Annotated in this window: 16 protein-coding genes; 15 read left to right on the top strand and 1 reads right to left on the bottom strand. The window is 73.4% G+C overall.

Features of this window, described 5'->3' with window-relative positions; all coding sequences use genetic code 11:
• Window position 1 precedes the first annotated feature (1 nt).
• The 7 genes from ACFWJO_RS33150 (at window position 2) to metK (ending at window position 8,112) form a co-directional block, all read left to right on the top strand.
• Window positions 2-1,105: an HAD-IIIC family phosphatase gene (locus ACFWJO_RS33150; RefSeq protein ID WP_386871221.1), complete on the top strand. Its 1,104-nt coding sequence runs from the start codon at window positions 2-4 to the stop codon at window positions 1,103-1,105.
• On the top strand, window positions 1,098-2,726 hold the full coding sequence (locus ACFWJO_RS33145; protein WP_386871219.1) for an amino acid adenylation domain-containing protein: 1,629 nt from the start codon (window positions 1,098-1,100) through the stop codon (window positions 2,724-2,726). Before ACFWJO_RS33150 ends, ACFWJO_RS33145 begins: the two co-directional genes overlap by 8 nt.
• On the top strand, window positions 2,710-3,954 hold the full coding sequence (locus ACFWJO_RS33140) for an MFS transporter (RefSeq protein ID WP_386871217.1): 1,245 nt from the start codon (window positions 2,710-2,712) through the stop codon (window positions 3,952-3,954). Before ACFWJO_RS33145 ends, ACFWJO_RS33140 begins: the two co-directional genes overlap by 17 nt.
• 27 nt (window positions 3,955-3,981) lie before the next feature.
• Window positions 3,982-5,049 (top strand): LLM class flavin-dependent oxidoreductase, encoded by a 1,068-nt coding sequence (locus ACFWJO_RS33135; protein WP_386871215.1) that lies wholly within the window; start codon window positions 3,982-3,984, stop codon window positions 5,047-5,049.
• A gap of 68 nt (window positions 5,050-5,117) precedes the next feature.
• Entirely contained in the window at window positions 5,118-6,080 is a 963-nt protein-coding gene (locus tag ACFWJO_RS33130) for a 3-oxoacyl-ACP synthase III family protein (RefSeq protein ID WP_386871213.1), read from the top strand.
• Window positions 6,077-6,907: a thioesterase II family protein gene (locus ACFWJO_RS33125; RefSeq protein WP_386871211.1), complete on the top strand. Its 831-nt coding sequence runs from the start codon at window positions 6,077-6,079 to the stop codon at window positions 6,905-6,907. Before ACFWJO_RS33130 ends, ACFWJO_RS33125 begins: the two co-directional genes overlap by 4 nt.
• On the top strand, window positions 6,904-8,112 hold the full coding sequence (gene metK, locus ACFWJO_RS33120; RefSeq protein ID WP_386871209.1) for a methionine adenosyltransferase: 1,209 nt from the start codon (window positions 6,904-6,906) through the stop codon (window positions 8,110-8,112). The genes ACFWJO_RS33125 and metK overlap by 4 nt, the downstream gene beginning before the upstream one ends.
• 71 nt (window positions 8,113-8,183) lie before the next feature.
• Here metK and ACFWJO_RS33115 read toward each other — a convergent pair whose 3' ends face one another.
• Window positions 8,184-9,008, bottom strand: a complete 825-nt coding sequence (locus ACFWJO_RS33115) for a LuxR C-terminal-related transcriptional regulator (protein WP_386871207.1) — start codon at window positions 9,006-9,008, stop codon at window positions 8,184-8,186.
• 308 nt (window positions 9,009-9,316) lie between these two features.
• On the opposite strand from ACFWJO_RS33115, the gene ACFWJO_RS33110 reads away from it, so the two are divergent.
• The 8 genes from ACFWJO_RS33110 to ACFWJO_RS33075 all read left to right on the top strand — a co-directional run bounded on the left by ACFWJO_RS33110 (window position 9,317) and on the right by ACFWJO_RS33075 (window position 17,824).
• Entirely contained in the window at window positions 9,317-10,168 is an 852-nt protein-coding gene (locus ACFWJO_RS33110) for an O-methyltransferase (protein ID WP_386871205.1), read from the top strand.
• 24 nt (window positions 10,169-10,192) lie between these two features.
• Complete coding sequence (locus tag ACFWJO_RS33105) at window positions 10,193-10,750, top strand: flavodoxin family protein (protein ID WP_386871203.1); 558 nt, start codon at window positions 10,193-10,195, stop codon at window positions 10,748-10,750.
• A gap of 204 nt (window positions 10,751-10,954) precedes the next feature.
• Window positions 10,955-11,605 (top strand): choice-of-anchor M domain-containing protein, encoded by a 651-nt coding sequence (locus ACFWJO_RS33100; protein ID WP_386871201.1) that lies wholly within the window; start codon window positions 10,955-10,957, stop codon window positions 11,603-11,605.
• Window positions 11,606-11,720: 115 nt separating this feature from the next.
• Window positions 11,721-12,887 carry a choice-of-anchor M domain-containing protein gene (locus ACFWJO_RS33095; protein WP_386871199.1) on the top strand — a complete coding sequence of 389 codons (1,167 nt, stop codon included), beginning with the start codon at window positions 11,721-11,723 and terminating at the stop codon, window positions 12,885-12,887.
• On the top strand, window positions 12,884-14,452 hold the full coding sequence (locus ACFWJO_RS33090) for an anchored repeat ABC transporter, substrate-binding protein (protein WP_386871197.1): 1,569 nt from the start codon (window positions 12,884-12,886) through the stop codon (window positions 14,450-14,452). The genes ACFWJO_RS33095 and ACFWJO_RS33090 overlap by 4 nt, the downstream gene beginning before the upstream one ends.
• Before the next feature lie 5 nt (window positions 14,453-14,457).
• Window positions 14,458-16,158 (top strand): choice-of-anchor M domain-containing protein, encoded by a 1,701-nt coding sequence (locus tag ACFWJO_RS33085; protein WP_386871195.1) that lies wholly within the window; start codon window positions 14,458-14,460, stop codon window positions 16,156-16,158.
• A complete protein-coding gene (locus ACFWJO_RS33080; protein ID WP_386871193.1) occupies window positions 16,155-16,973 on the top strand; it encodes an anchored repeat-type ABC transporter ATP-binding subunit in 819 nt (272 codons plus the stop codon). The genes ACFWJO_RS33085 and ACFWJO_RS33080 overlap by 4 nt, the downstream gene beginning before the upstream one ends.
• Window positions 16,970-17,824 carry an anchored repeat-type ABC transporter permease subunit gene (locus tag ACFWJO_RS33075; RefSeq protein WP_386871191.1) on the top strand — a complete coding sequence of 285 codons (855 nt, stop codon included), beginning with the start codon at window positions 16,970-16,972 and terminating at the stop codon, window positions 17,822-17,824. The genes ACFWJO_RS33080 and ACFWJO_RS33075 overlap by 4 nt, the downstream gene beginning before the upstream one ends.
• The last annotated feature ends 47 nt before the right edge of the window (window positions 17,825-17,871 follow it).

The following is a 17,871-nucleotide window of genomic DNA, read 5'->3' as shown; positions in this document are numbered from 1 at the left end:
CATGACGGAGACCGTGCAGGACGTCACGACCGTCAAGTGCCTGGTGTGGGACCTCGACAACACCCTGTGGCAGGGCACCCTGCTGGAGGACGGCGAGGTCGTGCTCTCCGACGAGGTGCGCGAGGTGATCCGCACCCTCGACGAGCGCGGCATCCTCCAGGCCGTGGCCAGCAAGAACGACCACGACCACGCCTGGGAGCGCCTGGAGCGGCTGGGCGTCGCGGAGTACTTCGTGCACCCGCACATCGGCTGGGGCGCCAAGTCCGCCTCCGTGCGGAACATCGCGGAGCAGCTGAACTTCGCGCTCAGGACGATCGCCTTCGTCGACGACCAGCCCGCCGAGCGCGCCGAGGTCGCCCACCACCTCCCCGAGGTGCGCTGCTACCCCGCCGAGGAGGTCCTGGAGCTCACCGGCCGCCCCGAGTTCAGCCCCGTCACCACCGCCGACTCGCGCCGCCGCCGCGAGATGTACCAGGCGGGCTTCCGCCGTGAGGCGGCCCGCCAGGAGTTCCCCGGCGCCGACGAGGAGTTCCTGCGCACCCTGGACCTCGTCATGACCATCCGGCGGGCCGCCGACGAGGACCTCGCCCGGGTCGAGGAACTCACCCTGCGCACCAGCCAGATGAACGCCACCGGCGTCCACTACGGCGACGCCGAGCTGCGCGCCCTGCTCGCCGACCCGGCCCACGAGGTCCTGGTCATCGCGCTGCGCGACCGCTTCGGCGACCACGGCGCCGTCGGCATCGTGCTCCTCGAACGCCTCCCCGGCGTCTGGCACCTGAAGCTGCTCGCCACCTCCTGCCGGGTCGTGTCCTTCGGCGCCGGCGCCGTCATCCTGCGCTGGCTCACCGACCGGGCCGCCGCCGCGGGCGTCCACCTGGCCGCCGACTTCCGGCGCACCGACCGCAACCGGATGATGGAGGTCGCCTACCGCTTCGCCGGCTTCACCGGCGACGCCTGCCCCTGCGCCGCGGCGGTCACCGGCCCGGACCGGGACGGCATCGAGCTGCTCCACATCGAGCCCGTACGGCAGGAGCCGCCGACCACGATGCGGCTCGACGCGCCCGACCTGACCGTGCCCGCCGGCGAGGTGTCGCATGGCTGACCCGCAGGTCCCCGGCACCCTGTACGAGTGGTTCGACCGGACCGCCGAACGGCACCCGGACGAGCCCGCCCTCGCCGCCGGCGGCGCCGTCCTGACCTACCGCGAGCTGCGCCGCGCCGCCGAGCACGTCGCCGCCCGGATCCTGGCGGCGCACGGCTCCGCGCCCCGCCGGATCTCCGTCATGGCGACCCGCTCCGTCGCGGTCCTCGCCGCCTACCTGGCGGGCCAGCGGCTCGGCGCGACCGTCACCCCGGTCAACCCTGCCTTCCCCGTGCAGCGCAACCGGATGATCGTCGAGCTGGCGGGCGCCGAGGTGCTGGTCGTCGACGCCGCCGACGCCGGCCAGCTCGACGGCGAACTCGCCGGCCGCGTGCCCACCGAACTGCGCCTGGACACCGAGGAGGTCGCCGCCGCCGGACGCGCGGCGACCGCCCCGGCGGCGGAACTCCCGCCGTACACCACGAGCCCGGACGACGTGGCGTACGTCCTGTTCACCTCGGGCTCGACCGGCCGCCCCAAGGGCGTCCCGATCCGGCACCGCAACCTCGGCCCGTACCTGGCGCACAACATCGCGCGCTACGGCATCGGCCCCGGCTGCCGCACCTCGCACACCTTCGACCTGACCTTCGACCCGTCGGTCTTCGACCTGTTCGTCACCTGGGGCGGCGGCGCCACCCTCGTGGTGCCCGGCCGGGCCGAACTCCTGTCGCCCGTCGACTACCTCGTCGACAACGGCATCACCCACTGGTTCTCGGTGCCGTCCGTGGTGTCCGTCAGCGCCCAGCTCGGCAACCTGCCCGCCGGCCTGGCCACCGGACTGCGCATGAGCGTGTTCATCGGCGAGCAGCTGTCCTACGACCAGGCCCGCGCCTGGCACGCCGTCGCCCCGCAGGCCGCCATCGAGAACGTCTACGGGCCCACCGAACTCACCGTCGCCTGCACCGAGTTCGCCCTCCCGGCGGACCCGGCCGACTGGCCCGCCACCTCCAACGACACCGTCCCGATCGGGCCCGTGTACGACTTCCTCGACCACCTGGTGCTCGACGAGGACGGCAGGCCCGGCCAGGAGGGCGAGCTCGTCGTCCGTGGCTCCCAGCGCTTCGACGGCTACCTCGACCCCGCCGACAACCGCGGCCGTTTCCTCTCCTACGACGGCGGCGTCATCCCGTACGACGGGGAGGGCCCGCTCACTCCGGGACACTACTACCGGACCGGCGACCGGGTGCGCTGGGAGGACGGCCGGCTCGTGCACCTCGGCCGGCTCGACAACCAGGTGAAGGTCCGCGGCTACCGCATCGAGCTCGGCGAGATCGAGGCCGCCATGCGCCGCCACCCGGACATCGACCAGGCCGTCGTCATCGCCCTGAGGAACGGCGACGACATCGAACTCGTCGGCTGCCACACCGGCACCGCCGTCGAACCCCAGCCCCTCGGCCGCTGGCTGCGCAAGCGCGTCCCGGTCCACATGGTGCCCCGGCGATTCCGGCACCTGGACACCCTGCCGCTCAACCCCAACGGCAAGATCGACCGGCCGCGCATCACCAGTGAGCTCCAGTCCCACGACCTCGCCGCGGCCGGACCGGCCGGCGGCCACGGAGGCCACCATGGCGATCCTCGATGACATCGTCCCGCCGCCCGGCATCGTCCGGACGCTGTGCCTGAGCAACTTCGCCAAGACCGCGGGGCACGGCGTCCTCATGGCCGTCAGCGTGCTGTTCTTCACCCGCACCGTCGGCATCCCCGCCGAACAGGTCGGCCTCGCCCTGAGCATCGGCGCGGCCATGGCCATGGCCGCCAGCATCCCGGCCGGCCGGCTCGCCGACGTCGTGGGCCCCCGCAACACCACCGTCGGGTTCCTGCTGCTGCTCGGCGTGTTCGTCGGCGCCTACGCCTTCGTCGAGAGCTTCGCCGCCCTCGTCGTCGTCACCAGCCTCGCCCTGATGGCCGAGTCCTCCACCGACGCCGCGCGCGGCGCCCTGATCGCCGGACTCATCCCGCAGGAGGACCGGGTCCGCGCCTGGTCCTACATGCGGGCGGTCAGCAACCTCGGCGTGACCCTCGGCGCCGCCGCCGGCGCCGTCGCCCTCTGGTTCGACAGCCGGCCCGCCTACGTCGGCCTCCTCATCGCGGGCGGCGCGATGTTCCTGATCGCCGGCGCCGCCTACCTGACGGTCCCGTCGGTCGAACCCGCGCCCAAGGAGAGCAGCGGCCCCAAGTGGGTGGTCCTGCGCGACCTCCCGTACGCCGCCGTCGCCCTGCTCAACTCGGTCCTGGTGATGAACGTCGCCATCCTCACCGTGGCGCTGCCCATCTGGATCACCGGGCACACCGACGCCCCGAAGTGGCTCTACTCCGTGATCCTCATCCTGAACACGATCATGGTCGTGCTCTTCCAGGTCCGGGCCGGCAAGGGCAGCGAGGACGTCCGCGGCGGGGCCCGCACCCTGCGCCGCTGCGGCGTGTTCCTCGCGCTGTGCTGCGGGCTCTTCGCGCTCGCCGCCGACCGCCCCGTCTGGGTCGCCGTCGCCGCCCTGCTCGCCGGAGCCGTCGTGCACGTCATCGGCGAGATGCTCTACAGCGCCGGCTCCTGGTCCCTGGCCTTCGGCCTCGCCCCCGACCACGCCCAGGGGCAGTACCAGGGCATGTTCGGCATGTCGACCCAGCTCGGCTCGATGGTCACCCCGGCCCTCGCCACGCTGCTCATCGTCAGGCTCGGCTGGCCGGCCTGGGTGGTCTTCGCCGCCCTCCTGCTCGCCGCCGGCCTCGCCGCTCCCGCGGTGGCGTCCTGGGCCGAACGCACCCGCAAGCCGGCCCCCGAGACGGGCGCCGAAGCGGCCGTCACCGCCTGACCGCCGCCCGATCGGAGAACGCACGCCATGGACTTCAGCCTCTTCTACTTCGCCAACGACAGCACGGGCTCCGCCGACAACCGCTACGAACTCCTCCTCGAGGGAGCGAAGTTCGCCGACCGCAACGGCTTCAGCGCGGTGTGGACGCCCGAGCGCCACTTCCACCCCTTCGGCGGCCTCTACCCCAACCCGTCGGTGACCGGCGCCGCCGTCGCCGCCGTGACCGAGCGCATCGGCATCCGGGCGGGCAGCGTCGTCGCCCCGCTCCACCACCCGCTGCGGATCGCGGAGGAGTGGTCGGTCGTCGACAACCTGTCGAACGGCCGCGTGGGCCTCTCCTTCGCCTCCGGCTGGCACGCCACCGACTTCGCGCTGCGCCCGGAGAACTACGAGAACCGCCGCCAGATCCTGCTCGACCAGGTGGAGCAGGTCCGCGCGCTGTGGCGCGGCGAGAAGATCGCCGTCACCGACGGCGTCGGCACCGAGCAGCGGCTCGGGATCTACCCGCCGCCGGTCCAGCCCGAACTCCCGGTCTGGGTGACCAGCGCCGGCGGCGTCGAGACCTTCCGCAACGCCGGCCGGTCCGGCTCCGGACTGCTCACCCACCTGCTCGGGCAGGACCTCGACGACCTCGCGCACAAGATCGCCGAGTACCGCAAGGCGGTCGCCGAACTCGGCCGCCCCGACGGCTGGACCGGCCACGTCGCCCTCATGGTGCACGCCTTCCTCGGCGAGGACGAGGACGCCGTGCGCGAGACCGTACGGGCCCCGCTCGGCGACTACCTGCGCAGCTCCCTCGGACTGCTGCTCGGCTCGCAGCTCGACGGCCGGCGCGTCGACGCCTCCAAACTGTCCCCGGACGACGTCGACTTCATCGTGGCCAGGTCCTTCGACCGGTACTTCGACGACGGCGGCCTCCTCGGCACCGTCGACAAGGCCGAGCGGATGGTGGAGCGGTTCCGCGCCATCGGCGTGGACGAGGTCGCCTGCCTGATCGACTTCGGGCTCCCCACGCCCGCCGTCCTGGCGAGCCTGGAGCACCTGAACCGGCTGCGCGAGCGCACCACCCTCGACGGCGAGGGCCCGGCGTCATGACGCGGCAGCGGGAACGAACGGAAGCGGAAGCGGGATCGGGAGTGCGACCGGAAGCGGGGCCGAGGACCATGGGCGGGATCGTCGACTTCGAGGTGGTGTTCCCGTCGTCGACGGTGGACGTCCAGGAGCTGCACGAGTCCTCGGGCGTGCCCGTGACCGACATCCTGGCCATCACCCACACCGAGAGCTTCCCCGCCCTCGACGAGGACGAGGCCGCCTGGGAGCTGGCCGCGACCGCCGGCCGCACGGTCCTCGAGCGCAACGGGATCGACCCGGACGACATCGGCCTCGTCATCTACGCCGGGTCGGGGGAGTGGGACCTGCCGTTCTGGTCGCCGGCCGCCAAGGTCGCCGACGAACTGGGCATCGGCAACGCCCACTGCTTCGAGGTCGCCAACTTCTGCAACGGTGGCATGACGGCCGTGCGCACCGCGCTCGCCGAACTCGCCGTCGGCACCGCCCGGTACGCCCTCGTGCTCGTCGGCGACCGGCTCAGCCGGCTGGTCGACCACGAGGACGCCGAGTCCAAGGCGCTGTTCAACTTCGGCGACGCGCCCGCCGCCATCCTCCTCGGCCGCGAGGACTGCCTCCTCGACGTGCTGGCCTCCGCCGTGCGCACCGACCCCTCGTGGGCGGACTACTACTCCGGCGACGTGGAGGACGACCGCGTCCTCATGCGCCGCCGCGGCCGCAGGCAGGGACTCGGCGACGCCTACCTGGAGAACTTCCCCGCCCGCGTCGACGACGTGCTCGCCGCGCTCGGCCGGCGCATCGAGGACGTCGACTGGTTCCTCGTCAACCAGGGCGACAGGGGCATGCACGAGAAGCTCCTCGCCAGGCTCGGCATCCCGGCGGAGAAGAGCGTCTTCAACTACCACCGGTACGGGCACATGGGCGGCTCCGACCCGTTCATCGCGCTCGGCGACCTCATCGACGAGAAGCGCGTCGAGCCCGGGGACCTCGTCCTCGTCGCGGCCAGCGGCATGGGCTTCAGCTGGGGCGTGACGGCGCTGGAGTACCGAGGCCGATGACCGCTCCCGTACGCCCCTTCGCGGGCTGGAAGGACCTGCGGCGTTTCCTCGCCCCCGTCACCGGGCCCGAGCCGGCACCCGGGAACGCGGCCGACGGGGCCGAGGGCGGCTTCACCCTGCTCCTCGTCCACCACGCCGGAGGCTCGGCGGCGGCCTTCGCACCGCTCCTGAGGCACCTGCCCGCCGAGTGGCGGGTGCTCGCCGTGGACCTCCCGGGCCGGCTGATGGCCATGGGAGAGGGCGGCTGCCGCTCCACCGCCGAGGCGGTGGCATGGCTCGCCCCGCTCACCCGGCGCGTCCTCGACGGCCCCTACGGCGTCTTCGGCCACAGCATGGGCGCCCTCATCGCGTACGAACTCGCCCGTGAGCTCTCCAAGGACGGGCCGGCGCCCCTCTGGGTCGGCCTGTCCGGCGCCCCCGCGCCCGGCCACCGCCCCGACCGCGCCCAGCGGCACCTGTGGTCGCGGGAGCGGCTGACCGCCTTCATGCGGGACCTCGGCGGCACGCCCGCGGAGGTCCTCGCGATCCCCGACGTCGTCGGACCGATGGTGGAGGCGCTGCGCGGCGACCTCGCCGTCGTCGACACGTACGAGGAACACCCCGGCCCGCCGCTGCGGGTGCCGCTGTCCCTGTTCACCGGCGAGGACGACCCGGTCGCCCACCCGGGGCTCGCCGCCCCCTGGGCCGGCCGCACCACCGCCGAGACCGTCCGGCACTCCTGGCCCGGAGGCCACTTCTACCTGTTCGACCACGCCGCGGCGGTCTGTCACAGCATCGGCCGGGACGTCGTCGCCGCCCGCAACCAGCTTCTGGAGCCCCGCACATGACACGTCGTCTGTTCACCTCGGAGTCCGTGACCGAGGGCCACCCCGACAAGATCGCCGACCAGATCAGCGACACCATCCTCGACGCGCTGCTCGCCCAGGACCCCACCTCGCGGGTCGCCGTGGAGACCCTGATCACCACCGGCCAGGTGCACGTCGCGGGCGAGGTCTCGACCTCCGCGTACGCACCGATCGCCCAGCTCGTCCGGGACAGGATCCTGGAGATCGGCTACGACTCCTCGTGGAAGGGCTTCGACGGCGCCTCCTGCGGCGTGTCGGTGTCGATCGGCGCGCAGTCGCCGGACATCGCACAGGGCGTCGACACGGCTCACGAAGCGCGCGTGGAGGGCGCCGAGGACGACCTGGACCGGCAGGGCGCCGGCGACCAGGGCCTGATGTTCGGCTACGCCTGCGACGAGACCCCGGAGCTGATGCCGCTGCCGATCCACCTGGCGCACCGGCTGGCGCGGCGGCTCACCGAGGTCCGCAAGGACGGGACGATCCCGTACCTGCGCCCGGACGGCAAGACGCAGGTCACCATCGAGTACGACGGCGACAGGGCCGTCCGGCTCGACACCGTGGTCGTGTCCTCGCAGCACGCCGCCGACATCGACCTGGACGGACTGCTCGCGCCCGACATCCGCACCCATGTCGTCGAGCACGTCCTGGCCCGGCTGGACGAGGACGGCATCAAGCTCGAGACCGAGGGCTACCGGCTCCTGGTGAACCCGACCGGGCGCTTCGAGATCGGCGGCCCGATGGGCGACGCCGGCCTCACCGGCCGCAAGATCATCATCGACACGTACGGCGGCATGGCCCGCCACGGCGGCGGCGCCTTCTCCGGCAAGGATCCGTCCAAGGTGGACCGTTCGGCCGCCTACGCGATGCGCTGGGTCGCCAAGAACGTCGTCGCCGCCGGTCTCGCCCGCCGCTGCGAGGTACAGGTCGCCTACGCGATCGGCAAGGCCGAGCCGGTTGGCCTCTTCATCGAGACCTTCGGTACGGAGCAGGTGCCCGTGGCGACGATCGAGAAGGCCGTGACGGAGGTCTTCGACCTCCGCCCGGCCGCGATCATCCGCGATCTCGACCTGCTGCGCCCGATCTACTCCCGGACCGCCGCCTACGGCCACTTCGGCCGCGAACTGCCGGAGTTCACCTGGGAGCGCACCGACCGCGTCGACGCGCTCAGGACCGCCGCGGGGCTCTAGGCCGGACCGCCACGGCCGGACCGCCACGGCCGGACCGCCACGGCCGGGGCGCCCCGGCCGGGGCCCGGCCGTCAGGGCGGGCAGGACCGGTCGTTCTCGGGCTCCGGCAACAGGCCCTTGGTGGCGATCAGATAGCCCAGCTGGGCCCGGCTGACGCTGCCGAGGCGCCGCGAGATCCGGCTGATGTACTCGGCCACGGTCCGCCGGCTGATGCCCAGACCGCGGGCGATCTTCTCCTCGGTGTGACCGGCGACCAGGAAGCGCACGATGCTCTGCTCGAGCTCGGAGACGACGATCTCCGGCCGCTTCCCGGCAGCCGGGTCCACCGGGGTGCCGCGGGCCCAGGCGTACTCGAAGACGTTGGCCAGGTAACGGACGACATGCGGGTCCCGCACCTCCAGCGCCTCGTCCGGAGAATCGGAAAGCGTCGGAATGAATGCGACCGTGCGGTCGCAGATGATGACCCGGTCGAACATTTCGTCAACGGTGCGGATACTTCCGCCGGCTTCCGCGACGGTCCGGATGTAATCGGCGGTGGGCGGGTGATTCCACACCGCGTGCTGATAGAGGGTGCGTTGCGAGACGCCCCTCGACAGAAGTTCCAGATTGCGCCGCACCACCGTTTCCAGGATCTCCGGAGGACGCCGGCCGCCCGGCTGGGCGGTCAGCAGCTCCGCCTTGCAGAGTCCCACCGCCACGTCGATCGTCTCGGCGATCTCGGCGGCACCCCGCAGCACCGTCGAGCACTGCGGGCCGCCGGCCCGGGCCTCGGTGTACACGGCCTCCGCCGTCTCGAACGACTTGGTCAGAGCGTCGAGCCGACGGCGGCCCTCGGCGAGCGTGTGCTCCAGCGGCGCCAGGGTCCGACCTGCGGCGATCGCCGGAGTGACCGGCACCAGGAGACCGGGCTCACCCGGCACCGGCTCCAGGAGGCCGAGCTCCCTCGCACAGTGCACCGGAGGGTCGGCCGGTACCGATCCGGCGGCGACGGCGCTCTCGTAACGACGTAGTCCAGGCTCGCACAGTCCTGGTCCACATGGCGTGCTATCACACCCTGTTTGTGACATTTGCCCCCCTGCGTGATCATGCGCTGCGCATACATGTTAGGTCAGGGCGTTGTTAGGGCAACCGTGCGCCGGAAACGATGAGCGGGCCTCTCCCGGTCGGTTCCACACCCCGTTTACCCAATTACCAAGGGATGGAAATGCCTCATTCGATTCACAGCGCAGAGTTCCGTTCGGCGGTGGCCCGGCTGTCCGTGCCCGGAATGGGCACCGAAGTCGTCGGCCCGCTCCTCGCCAACCTCGTCCAACTGCTGCGCCCGCGCCGCGTACTGGAAGTGGGAATGGGCTACACGACCCCGTTCCTCGCCGCCGCGCTCGCCGAGGCCGAGCGCACCGTCGCCGAGGAGTCGCTCGCGCTCGCCGCGAAGACCCGCGAACACCTCGACGCCGGACGGCGGCTCGACGACGGCTGGCTGCTCGCCGAGCCCCCGCTCGTCACGCCCTCGCTGCACCTGGAGCCGTACCACCCGCGCCTCGCCGCCGTCGACAACCTGTCGATCGCCGAGTCCTCCGCCGGCCGGGTCCGCGAGGTCCTCGCCGAACTCGGCCTCGACGACCGGGTCACCGTCGTCAACGCCGACCTCAAGGACTCCCTCGACAAGCTGCCCGAGGAGTTCACGCCCATCGACTTCGCCTGGGTCGACGCCTGGGAGTGCCTGTGGTTCTTCGACCACTTCTGGCCGCTGATCAACCCCGACGGCGGCCTCGTCGTCATGCACTACCTGATGACCTACCCGGAGGGCGACGCCGTCCGCCGCTACATCGCGAAGTTCCAGGAGCGCCACCCGGGCGAGCTGGAGGTCGTCAGCCTGCTCGAGTCGCAGAAGCTGATGCAGAACAGCGTCACGATCCTGCGCCGCACCTCCGGCGCCCGGAAGCTGCGTTACGCCGGCACCGGCGGCCGCATCGACTACTCGGACCAGCTGCACCGCGACGCCGAGGAGCACCTGCGGCTGGTCGCCGGCGGCGGGGCCGCCGACCGGACCGCCTGACCACGACGAGCTGTGAGGACTGCTGTGACTGTCACGCTCGAACCGGTACGGAGCCGGAGCTTCGCCTTCATCCTGGGCAGCCCCCGCGGCGGAGGCAACACCGAGACCCTGGCCCGCTACGCCGCCGAGGGACTCCCGCCGGACGCCACGGGCAGCTGGCTCAGCCTGAGCGAGCTGACGCTCCCGGCCCGTCCGGCCGGTCCGCTGCCCGACGGCGCGGAGAAGGTGCTGCTCGACGCGACCCTGGACAGCACGGACATCGTCGTCGCGTCGCCGCTGCACTGGTACAGCGTCTCCGCCGCGACGAAGCTCTACCTCGACTACTGGGCCCGCTGGGCCGGGCTGCCCGACCTCGGCTTCCGCGAGCGGATGCGCGGCAAGAACCTGTGGGCCGTCACGGCGTACGCCCGCGGCGACGACACCGACACCGAACCGCTCACGGGCATGCTCCGGCGCACCGCCGGATACCTCGGCATGGAGTGGCGCGGCGCCCTCCTCGCCCGCGCCCACCGCGAGGGCGACCTGGAGGCGGACCCGGCGGCCCTGGCGCGGGCCGCCGCCTTCTTCGACGGCACGCACTGACGCACCCGCGCCGGCCCGGCGGGCGCGCCACCCGGACAACTCCGGGCGGCGCGCCCGCCGTTGCGTTTCCCCGCGCCCTCACGGCCACCCCCGGCCTCCCACTCCTCTTACGTCACCCTCGGAGTCGCTTGCACCGGCTTAATGAAAACGATTATCGTCTCGCTTGTTCGTGAGCACTCAACCACGCCCAAGGGGGGCCTTCTTTTGCGTACCTTCACGCGCTCTCTCACCGTCGCCGGATCCGTCGCGGCGGCCCTCGCCGTCGGCGGCCTCACCGCCGCCCACGCCGCCGGGACCACCCTGTCCAAGGGACACGTCGACGTCCTCGACGTCGAGTACGCCGCAGGCGCACTCGAACTCCACGTCCACGACGAGTCGGTGGTCCCGGGCGTCGAGTACGACCCCGCCGACGTCGTCCTCCAGGCGCTGCCCGCCGCCGCGTACACCGTGCCCAGCGGCACCTGCTACAGCCACCTCGGCGCGGCGGGCAGCACCGTCTACCGGCTGCCGCAGGTCGAGAACAGCAACCTGCTCTGGCCCGGCATCTCCGGCGAACACCTGACCTCCGGCACCTTCCAGGGCGACAAGGTGCAGGTCAAGCTCGCCTCCGTGAGCGGCCCCGGCAAGCTCACCGTCTACAAGAACGGCCTGTGCCCGAAGGACACCCGCTCCTTCGACAGCGGTGACGCCACCCTCGCCAACACGAAGGCCGTCGCCGCCGGCGAACACGACCACGCCAACTGGGTCTTCACCAAGGCCGGCAGCTACACCGCCACCTTCGAGGTGAGCGGCACCCTCGCCAACGGCACCCAGGTCGGCCCGGCCTCGGCGACGTACACCTTCCAGGTCGGCTGATCCCCGCCGTCCTCCCCGTCACCGCGCCGGGGGCGGGCCTCTGCCCGCCGTTCGAGCCGCCCCCGGCGCGGCCCGTCGCCCTCACCGCCGACCCTCCCTAAGGAGACGCCCCGTCATGCGGGCCGCCCGCGCACCCCGTGCCCTGCCTGCCGCCGCCCTCGCGGCCGCACTCGCCCTGTCGTCCCCGCCGCTCCTGCTCGCCGCGGCCCCGCCCGCCCGGGCGGCCGACCCGCCGCCGCGCGAAGCACCCGCCGGGGAGCGGGTGATCCTGAACGGCGGCCATCTCGACCTGGCCGCCCGGCTCCGGGACGGGCGACTGGAGTTCCGCATCAAGGACGGGACGGTCGCCGGCGCGCCGGTCTGGCGCGAACCCGAGGACGTCCTGCTCCACTTCGACCCGCGCCACGAGATCGTCATCCCGCCGCGCGAGGAGGTCCCGCAGTTCGAGGGCTTCGGCGAACCCGGCCGGAGCCTGTGGGTGGACAAGGACTTCGAGTCCGAGGAAGGGCTGCTCTGGCCCGGCTGGAACACCACGGAGATCCTGCCCGCCGACGTGCGCGACGGGGTGAGCGTCTCCTTCCCCAGGATCCAGGGACCCGGACGGTTCGTGCTCGGCCGCTGGGAGGACGACCCCGACCTCGGCGTCCGCATCGGCGTCACCGTCGACAGCGCCAGGTCCGACCCGGGCGGCGTCCGGCTGCCCGCCTTCACCCACTCCCACCCGCTCTGGATCCTCGACACCCAGGGCGTCTACCGCATCACCATGGAGCTGACCGCCACGCTGCCGTCCGGGCAGCGGGTCTCCGACCGCGAGACCCTCGCCGTGGCCGTCGGAAACGTCGACCCGCGCACCGTCGAACCGGGCGACGGCATCCCCGACCCGCCGCCCACGACGACACCGTCACCCACGACGACCCCGTCACCCACGACCACCCCCGCACCCGGACCCACGCCCACCGCCACCGGCACACCCGGCCCCACACCCACACCCACGCCGACGTCCACGGGCACCCCGGCCCCCACGAGCGCCGCGCCCACGCCGACGGGCACCGACGGGACGACGGCCCCCGACCCCACCGGCCCCGCCACGACACCGGCGCCCGCCTCCGTCCCGGCGGACGCCTCCTCCGGCGCCGGCGCCGGAGCGGCGGGCGGTGGCCGGCTCGCCTCGACCGGCGCGGGCACGGCCCTGCCCGCCGGCATCGCCGCGGCGGTGACCTCGGCAGGCGCCGCGGCCGTCGTGCTCGTGCGCCGGAACCGCCGCAAGGAGGCGGCCCGATGAGTCCGAAGAGAACCCGTACGAGGAACGGGCGGCTGCGGGCGACGGCGGCGGCCGCGGCAGCGCTCGCGACGACCCTTGTCGCCGGCTGCGCCGCCGGAGCCGGGGACCGGCAGGACGGCCGGTCCGGGGACGCCGCGCTCACGGTCTCCACGACCACCGCGATCATCGCGGACCTGGTGCGCAACGTCGGCGGCGACCGGGTCGACGTCCGCTCCGTCGTCCCGCACCACGGCGATCCCCACTCCTACGAGCCGAGCCCCGGCGACGCCGCCAGGGTCGCCCGGTCCGACCTCGTCTTCAGCAACGGGCTGCTGCTCGAAGAGCCCGGGATCATGAAGATGATCCACACGAACGCGCCGAAGGGCACGCCGAAGGTGCCGCTCGGCGAGGACCTGGAGCAGTACGGCGGTTCCGTCATCGAGCTCGAGGAGGACCTGGGCCTCGACGTCCTCTGGCTCGGCTGGGCGGTCGAGGGCGAGGTCGCCGGCGAGGGCTCCCAGGTCCGCACCACCGCCGTCGCCCTGGAAGGACCGGGCGACCTGCACGTCTACCTCACCGACACCCTCGGCACCCCGCGCTCCTACGTCGACTCCACCGACGGCCTCGACGCGAAGGACTCGTTCACCCTGCCGCCGGAGGCCCACACCCACGTCAACTGGGCGTTCACGAAGCCGGGTTCGTACCGGCTGACCGTACGCGGGGAGACCGAGACCCTGGACGGGAAGCGCGCGCCGATCGGCAGCGGGACCGTCACCTTCGCCGTCGGCGGCCCGCCCGCCCCGCCCGGCCTGACCGTTCTCGACGGCGGCCACGCCGACGTCGCCGTCGACGCGGCGGCCGGGAGCGTGCTCGTACGCGCCGACGATCCCGCGACCGGGAAACGCACCCGCCACCCGGCCGGCTCCGTCGTCCTGTCCGTGCCGGACCGGGCGAAGGAGACCGTGCCCGCGGAGGGCGCGTACCGCTTCCTCGGCACGTCCGGCGCCGACGTGTGGGTGCTGCCGCAGGCCGTCGTCGGCAAGCACGTCCACGGCGAGACGGACCCGCACACCTGGGAGGACGTCGCCAACGCCGAGGCCTACGTCCGCCGCATCCAGGCCGAACTGAGCAAGGCCGACCCGGCGGGCGAGGCCGCGTACGAGCGCAACGCCGCCCGCTATCTGAAGCAACTCGCCGCGCTCGACGACGAGGTGGCGGGCACCCTCGCGCGCATCCCGCGCGACCGGCGCGAACTCGTCACCACCCACGACGCCTTCGGCTACCTCGCCCACGCCTACGGCATGGAGGTCGCCGGATTCGTCGTGCCCGTGCCGAACCGCGAGCCCAGCGCCGCCGAGGTCGGCCGGCTCCGCGCCACCATCCGCGAGAAGCGCGTCCCGGCCGTCTTCCTGGAGCCGAACCTCGCCGCGCGCGCCGACGTCCTGCGGCGGGTCGCCGAGGACGAGGGCGTCGGCATCTGCACGATCTACGGCGACTCCTTCGACGACAAGGTCCACGACTACGTCGCGATGATGCGCCACAACGCGAACGAACTGGCCCGCTGCCTGGGCCGGGAGGGGAGTTGAGCCCGATGAGGCTCGCACGGAACACCAGGGTCGCCCTCGCCGCGGCGGGCGCGCTCACGCTCGCCGGAACGGCCGCCACGGCCCCGCCGCCCGCACCCGCCGCACCGTCGGCCGAGGCCTCCGCCGCGCCACGCGCCGAGGGCGAACCGCTCGTCGCCCTGCTCGGCGCCGACCGGCGCGCCCTCGGCACGGACGGCGTGATCGACGTCGACGACAGCCATCGGACCACCGGGCCCGACGGCGCGCCCCTGTGGCGCTTCGAGCCCTCCTGGGAGACCACCGGCACGGAGGACGGCGCCACCGTCCGCTGGTCGCTGACCGAGCTCACCGGTCCGGGAAGCCTGCGGGTCACCGACGCCACCGACGCCGCGGACGCCACCGATACCACCGATGCCACCGATACCGGTGTCGCCGACGCGACCGGCACGGCCCCGCCCTCTTCGGCGGCCCCGCCCGCCGTGCGGTTCGACAGCGCCGACGGTCTGCCCGACGCGTACGAGCTGCGCGGCGGCGAACAGGGCCGTATCCGCTGGGAGTTCGACGCTCCCGGCACGTACGCCGTGGTCCTCACGGCCGAGACGGCCGCCGGGACGGACGGCGGTGCGGACGGCGCGCAGGGCACGTCTCCGCGCCGCACCGAGGCGCGCTACACGGTACGGGTCGGCGGCCCCGCCGGCACCGCGACGCCCCTTCCTCCGCACGCCCCCGCCCCGGGCCAGGCCCCGGCAGCGCCCGCCGCCGGGCCGGTCGCCGCACCGGTGACCGCGCAGGTGCGGACCGCACCCCGGGCCGCCGCGGCGGCGGTGCCCGCCGAACGCGCCGAGACCGGACGGAAGGTGCTCGACGAGGGGCACGTCGACATCGCCGCACGCGTCGTCGACGGACGGCTCCAGGTCCAGGTGAAGGACGGCACCGTCCCCGGCCGCACGGTGTGGCGCGAGCCCTCCTCCCTGGTGCTGCACGTCAAGCCGCAGGCCCGCAGGACGATCCCGGCCGCCAAGGACTTCGCCTTCCTCGGCAAGGCGGGCGAGCCCGTCTGGCTGCTCGACCAGGTGCAGCAGCCCGGTCTGCTCTGGCCCGGGTGGTCCACCGACAACCTGCCCGCCGGGGCGACCAGGGGCGAGGTCTCGTTCACGCTGGCCAAGGCCGAAGGACCGGGCACCTTCGCGCTGTACAACTACGACGGTCTGTCCGGTGCCACCGTCCGCTTCAACAGCGCCGACGGAGTGCCCGACACCTTCGGCATCCCACAGAACACCCACGCGCACGGCGGCTGGGCCTTCGGCAAGGAGGGCGTCTACCGGCTCACCCTCACCATGTCCGCGACCCTCGCCGACGGCACGCGGACGAGCGACACGGAGACGCTCGCGTTCGCCGTGGGCGCGGTCGACCCGGCGACCGTGCCGACGGGCGGCAGCGGCGGCGAAACGGGAGGAGGCGGCACGGGCGGCGCCACCGGCGGACCGGCCGGCGACGGCGCCACCGGCGGCTCCGGCGGCAAGGGCCCGGACACCACCGGCTCCGGCTCCGGCTCCGGCGGCACGGGCGGCAGCGGCGGGCCCGGCGGCTCCGGCGGTACGGGCGGTACGGGCGGCTCCATGGCCTCGACCGGGGCCGGCTCCACGGCACTCCTCACCGGAACCGCCGCCGCGCTGGCCGCCGCCGGCGCGGGCGCCGTGGCGCTGGCCAGGAGGCGCAGGGCATGACCACCGGCACACATCCGAGCCCCACCCTGCTGAGCGTCCGCTCCGTCTCCGTCGCGCTCGGCGGCCGGACGGCGGTCGACGGCGCGTCCCTCTCCGTGTCCGGCGGCGAGCTCGTCGGACTGCTCGGCCCGAACGGCGCCGGCAAGACGACCCTGCTGCGCGCCGTCCTCGGGCTCGTGCCGACGCAGGCGGGATCCGGCGCGGTCGAGGCGACCGGACCGGTCGGCTACGTCCCCCAACGGCACGAGTTCGCCTGGGACTTCCCCATCGACGTGGCCGGGGCGGTGCTCAGCGGCCGTACCCGTTCTGTCGGCCGGCTGCGCGGGCCCCGCGCCCACGACCGGGCCGCCGCGGACGCCGCGCTCGAACTCACCGGCCTCACCGGACTGCGCCGCCGCCCGATCGGAGAGCTGTCCGGCGGTCAGCGCCAGCGCGTCCTGGTCGCCCGGGCGCTCGCCGCCGAGCCCCGGCTGCTGCTCCTGGACGAGCCGTTCACCGGGGTCGACGTACCCACCCAGGACCTGCTCAACGAGCTCTTCGGCCGGCTGGCGGCCGAGGGCAGAGGACTGCTCATGACCACCCACGACCTGGCCGCCGCGGCCCGCACCTGCACCCGGGTGCTGCTCCTCAACCGCACGGTCGTCGCCGAGGGCGGCCCCGAACTGCTCGCGGACGCCGAACAGATGCTCCGCGCCTTCGGCCTCGACCGCGCACGGGCGACCACGGGCACGCCGACCACAGGTGCGCCGACCACGCGCGGGTCGGCCACGGGCGCGCCGACCACAGACGTGTCGAGCACGGGGGCGACGGCATGACCGACCTGCTCGCCTTCCTCGCCGAGCCCTGGCAACTGCCCTTCATGCGGCGGGCTTTCACCGTCGCCGCGATCGTCGGACCGGTGTGCGGCGTGGTCGGCGTGTACGTGGTGCTGCGCGGCATGGCCTTCATCGGCGACGCGGTCGCCCACTCCGCCTTCCCCGGCGTCGCCCTCGCCTACGCCTTCGAGGGCAACCTGCTGCTGGGCGGCGCGGCGGCCGGCGCGACGACGGCGGTCCTGATCGCGTTCGTGTCGCAGAACCGGAGGCTGAAGGAGGACACGGTCATCGGCGTGTTCTTCGCGTTCGCGTTCGGGCTCGGCATCGTGCTCGTCTCGACCCGCGACTCCTGGACGACGGACCTGTCGTCCTTCCTCTTCGGCCAGGTCCTCGCCGTCGACGACGCGGACATCCGGCGCGTCGCGGTGCTCGGTGCCGTCCTCGTCGCGGTGGTGCTCGCGGTGCGGAAGGAGCTGGTGGCGGTCAGCCTCGACCGCGAGACGGCGCGTGCGGCCGGCCTGCCCGTACTGCGGCTCGACCTGACCCTGTACGTGGTCGTGACGGCCACCATCGTCATGTCCCTGGAGGCGGTCGGCAACATCCTCGTGCTCGCCCTCCTCATCACCCCGGCCGCCACCGCCCGGCTCCTCACCGAGCGGCTGTGGACGATGACCCTGCTGGCCTCCGTCTTCGGCTGCGTGGGAAGCCTGGCCGGCCTGTACGTGAGCTACGCGTACGACCTGGCCGCGGGCGGCTCGGTCGTCGTGGTCCTGACCGCGCTGTTCGCCGTCGCGTGGCTGCTCGCTCCCCGGCACGGCCTCGCGGCGAGGCTCCGTACCCGTACGGCGTGAGGAGAGGCGGACGGCCGGGCGGGGTGGTGTCGTGATCACGACACCAC

The organism is Streptomyces sp. NPDC127092 (assembly GCF_042722475.1).
Taxonomy (GTDB): Bacteria; Actinomycetota; Actinomycetes; order Streptomycetales; family Streptomycetaceae; genus Streptomyces.
The sequence above is the reverse complement of the archived record's forward strand: the minus strand, read 5'-3'. Positions and strand labels throughout refer to the sequence as shown.

Coding starts and splice junctions, on each gene's coding strand:
- ACFWJO_RS33150 (WP_386871221.1), top strand. CDS start 2: ATGACGGAGACCGTGCAGGACGTCACGACCGTCAAGTGCCTGGTGTGG.
- ACFWJO_RS33145 (WP_386871219.1), top strand. CDS start 1,098: ATGGCTGACCCGCAGGTCCCCGGCACCCTGTACGAGTGGTTCGACCGG.
- ACFWJO_RS33140 (WP_386871217.1), top strand. CDS start 2,710: ATGGCGATCCTCGATGACATCGTCCCGCCGCCCGGCATCGTCCGGACG.
- ACFWJO_RS33135 (WP_386871215.1), top strand. CDS start 3,982: ATGGACTTCAGCCTCTTCTACTTCGCCAACGACAGCACGGGCTCCGCC.
- ACFWJO_RS33130 (WP_386871213.1), top strand. CDS start 5,118: ATGGGCGGGATCGTCGACTTCGAGGTGGTGTTCCCGTCGTCGACGGTG.
- ACFWJO_RS33125 (WP_386871211.1), top strand. CDS start 6,077: ATGACCGCTCCCGTACGCCCCTTCGCGGGCTGGAAGGACCTGCGGCGT.
- metK (WP_386871209.1), top strand. CDS start 6,904: ATGACACGTCGTCTGTTCACCTCGGAGTCCGTGACCGAGGGCCACCCC.
- ACFWJO_RS33110 (WP_386871205.1), top strand. CDS start 9,317: ATGCCTCATTCGATTCACAGCGCAGAGTTCCGTTCGGCGGTGGCCCGG.
- ACFWJO_RS33095 (WP_386871199.1), top strand. CDS start 11,721: ATGCGGGCCGCCCGCGCACCCCGTGCCCTGCCTGCCGCCGCCCTCGCG.
- ACFWJO_RS33090 (WP_386871197.1), top strand. CDS start 12,884: ATGAGTCCGAAGAGAACCCGTACGAGGAACGGGCGGCTGCGGGCGACG.
- ACFWJO_RS33085 (WP_386871195.1), top strand. CDS start 14,458: ATGAGGCTCGCACGGAACACCAGGGTCGCCCTCGCCGCGGCGGGCGCG.
- ACFWJO_RS33080 (WP_386871193.1), top strand. CDS start 16,155: ATGACCACCGGCACACATCCGAGCCCCACCCTGCTGAGCGTCCGCTCC.
- ACFWJO_RS33075 (WP_386871191.1), top strand. CDS start 16,970: ATGACCGACCTGCTCGCCTTCCTCGCCGAGCCCTGGCAACTGCCCTTC.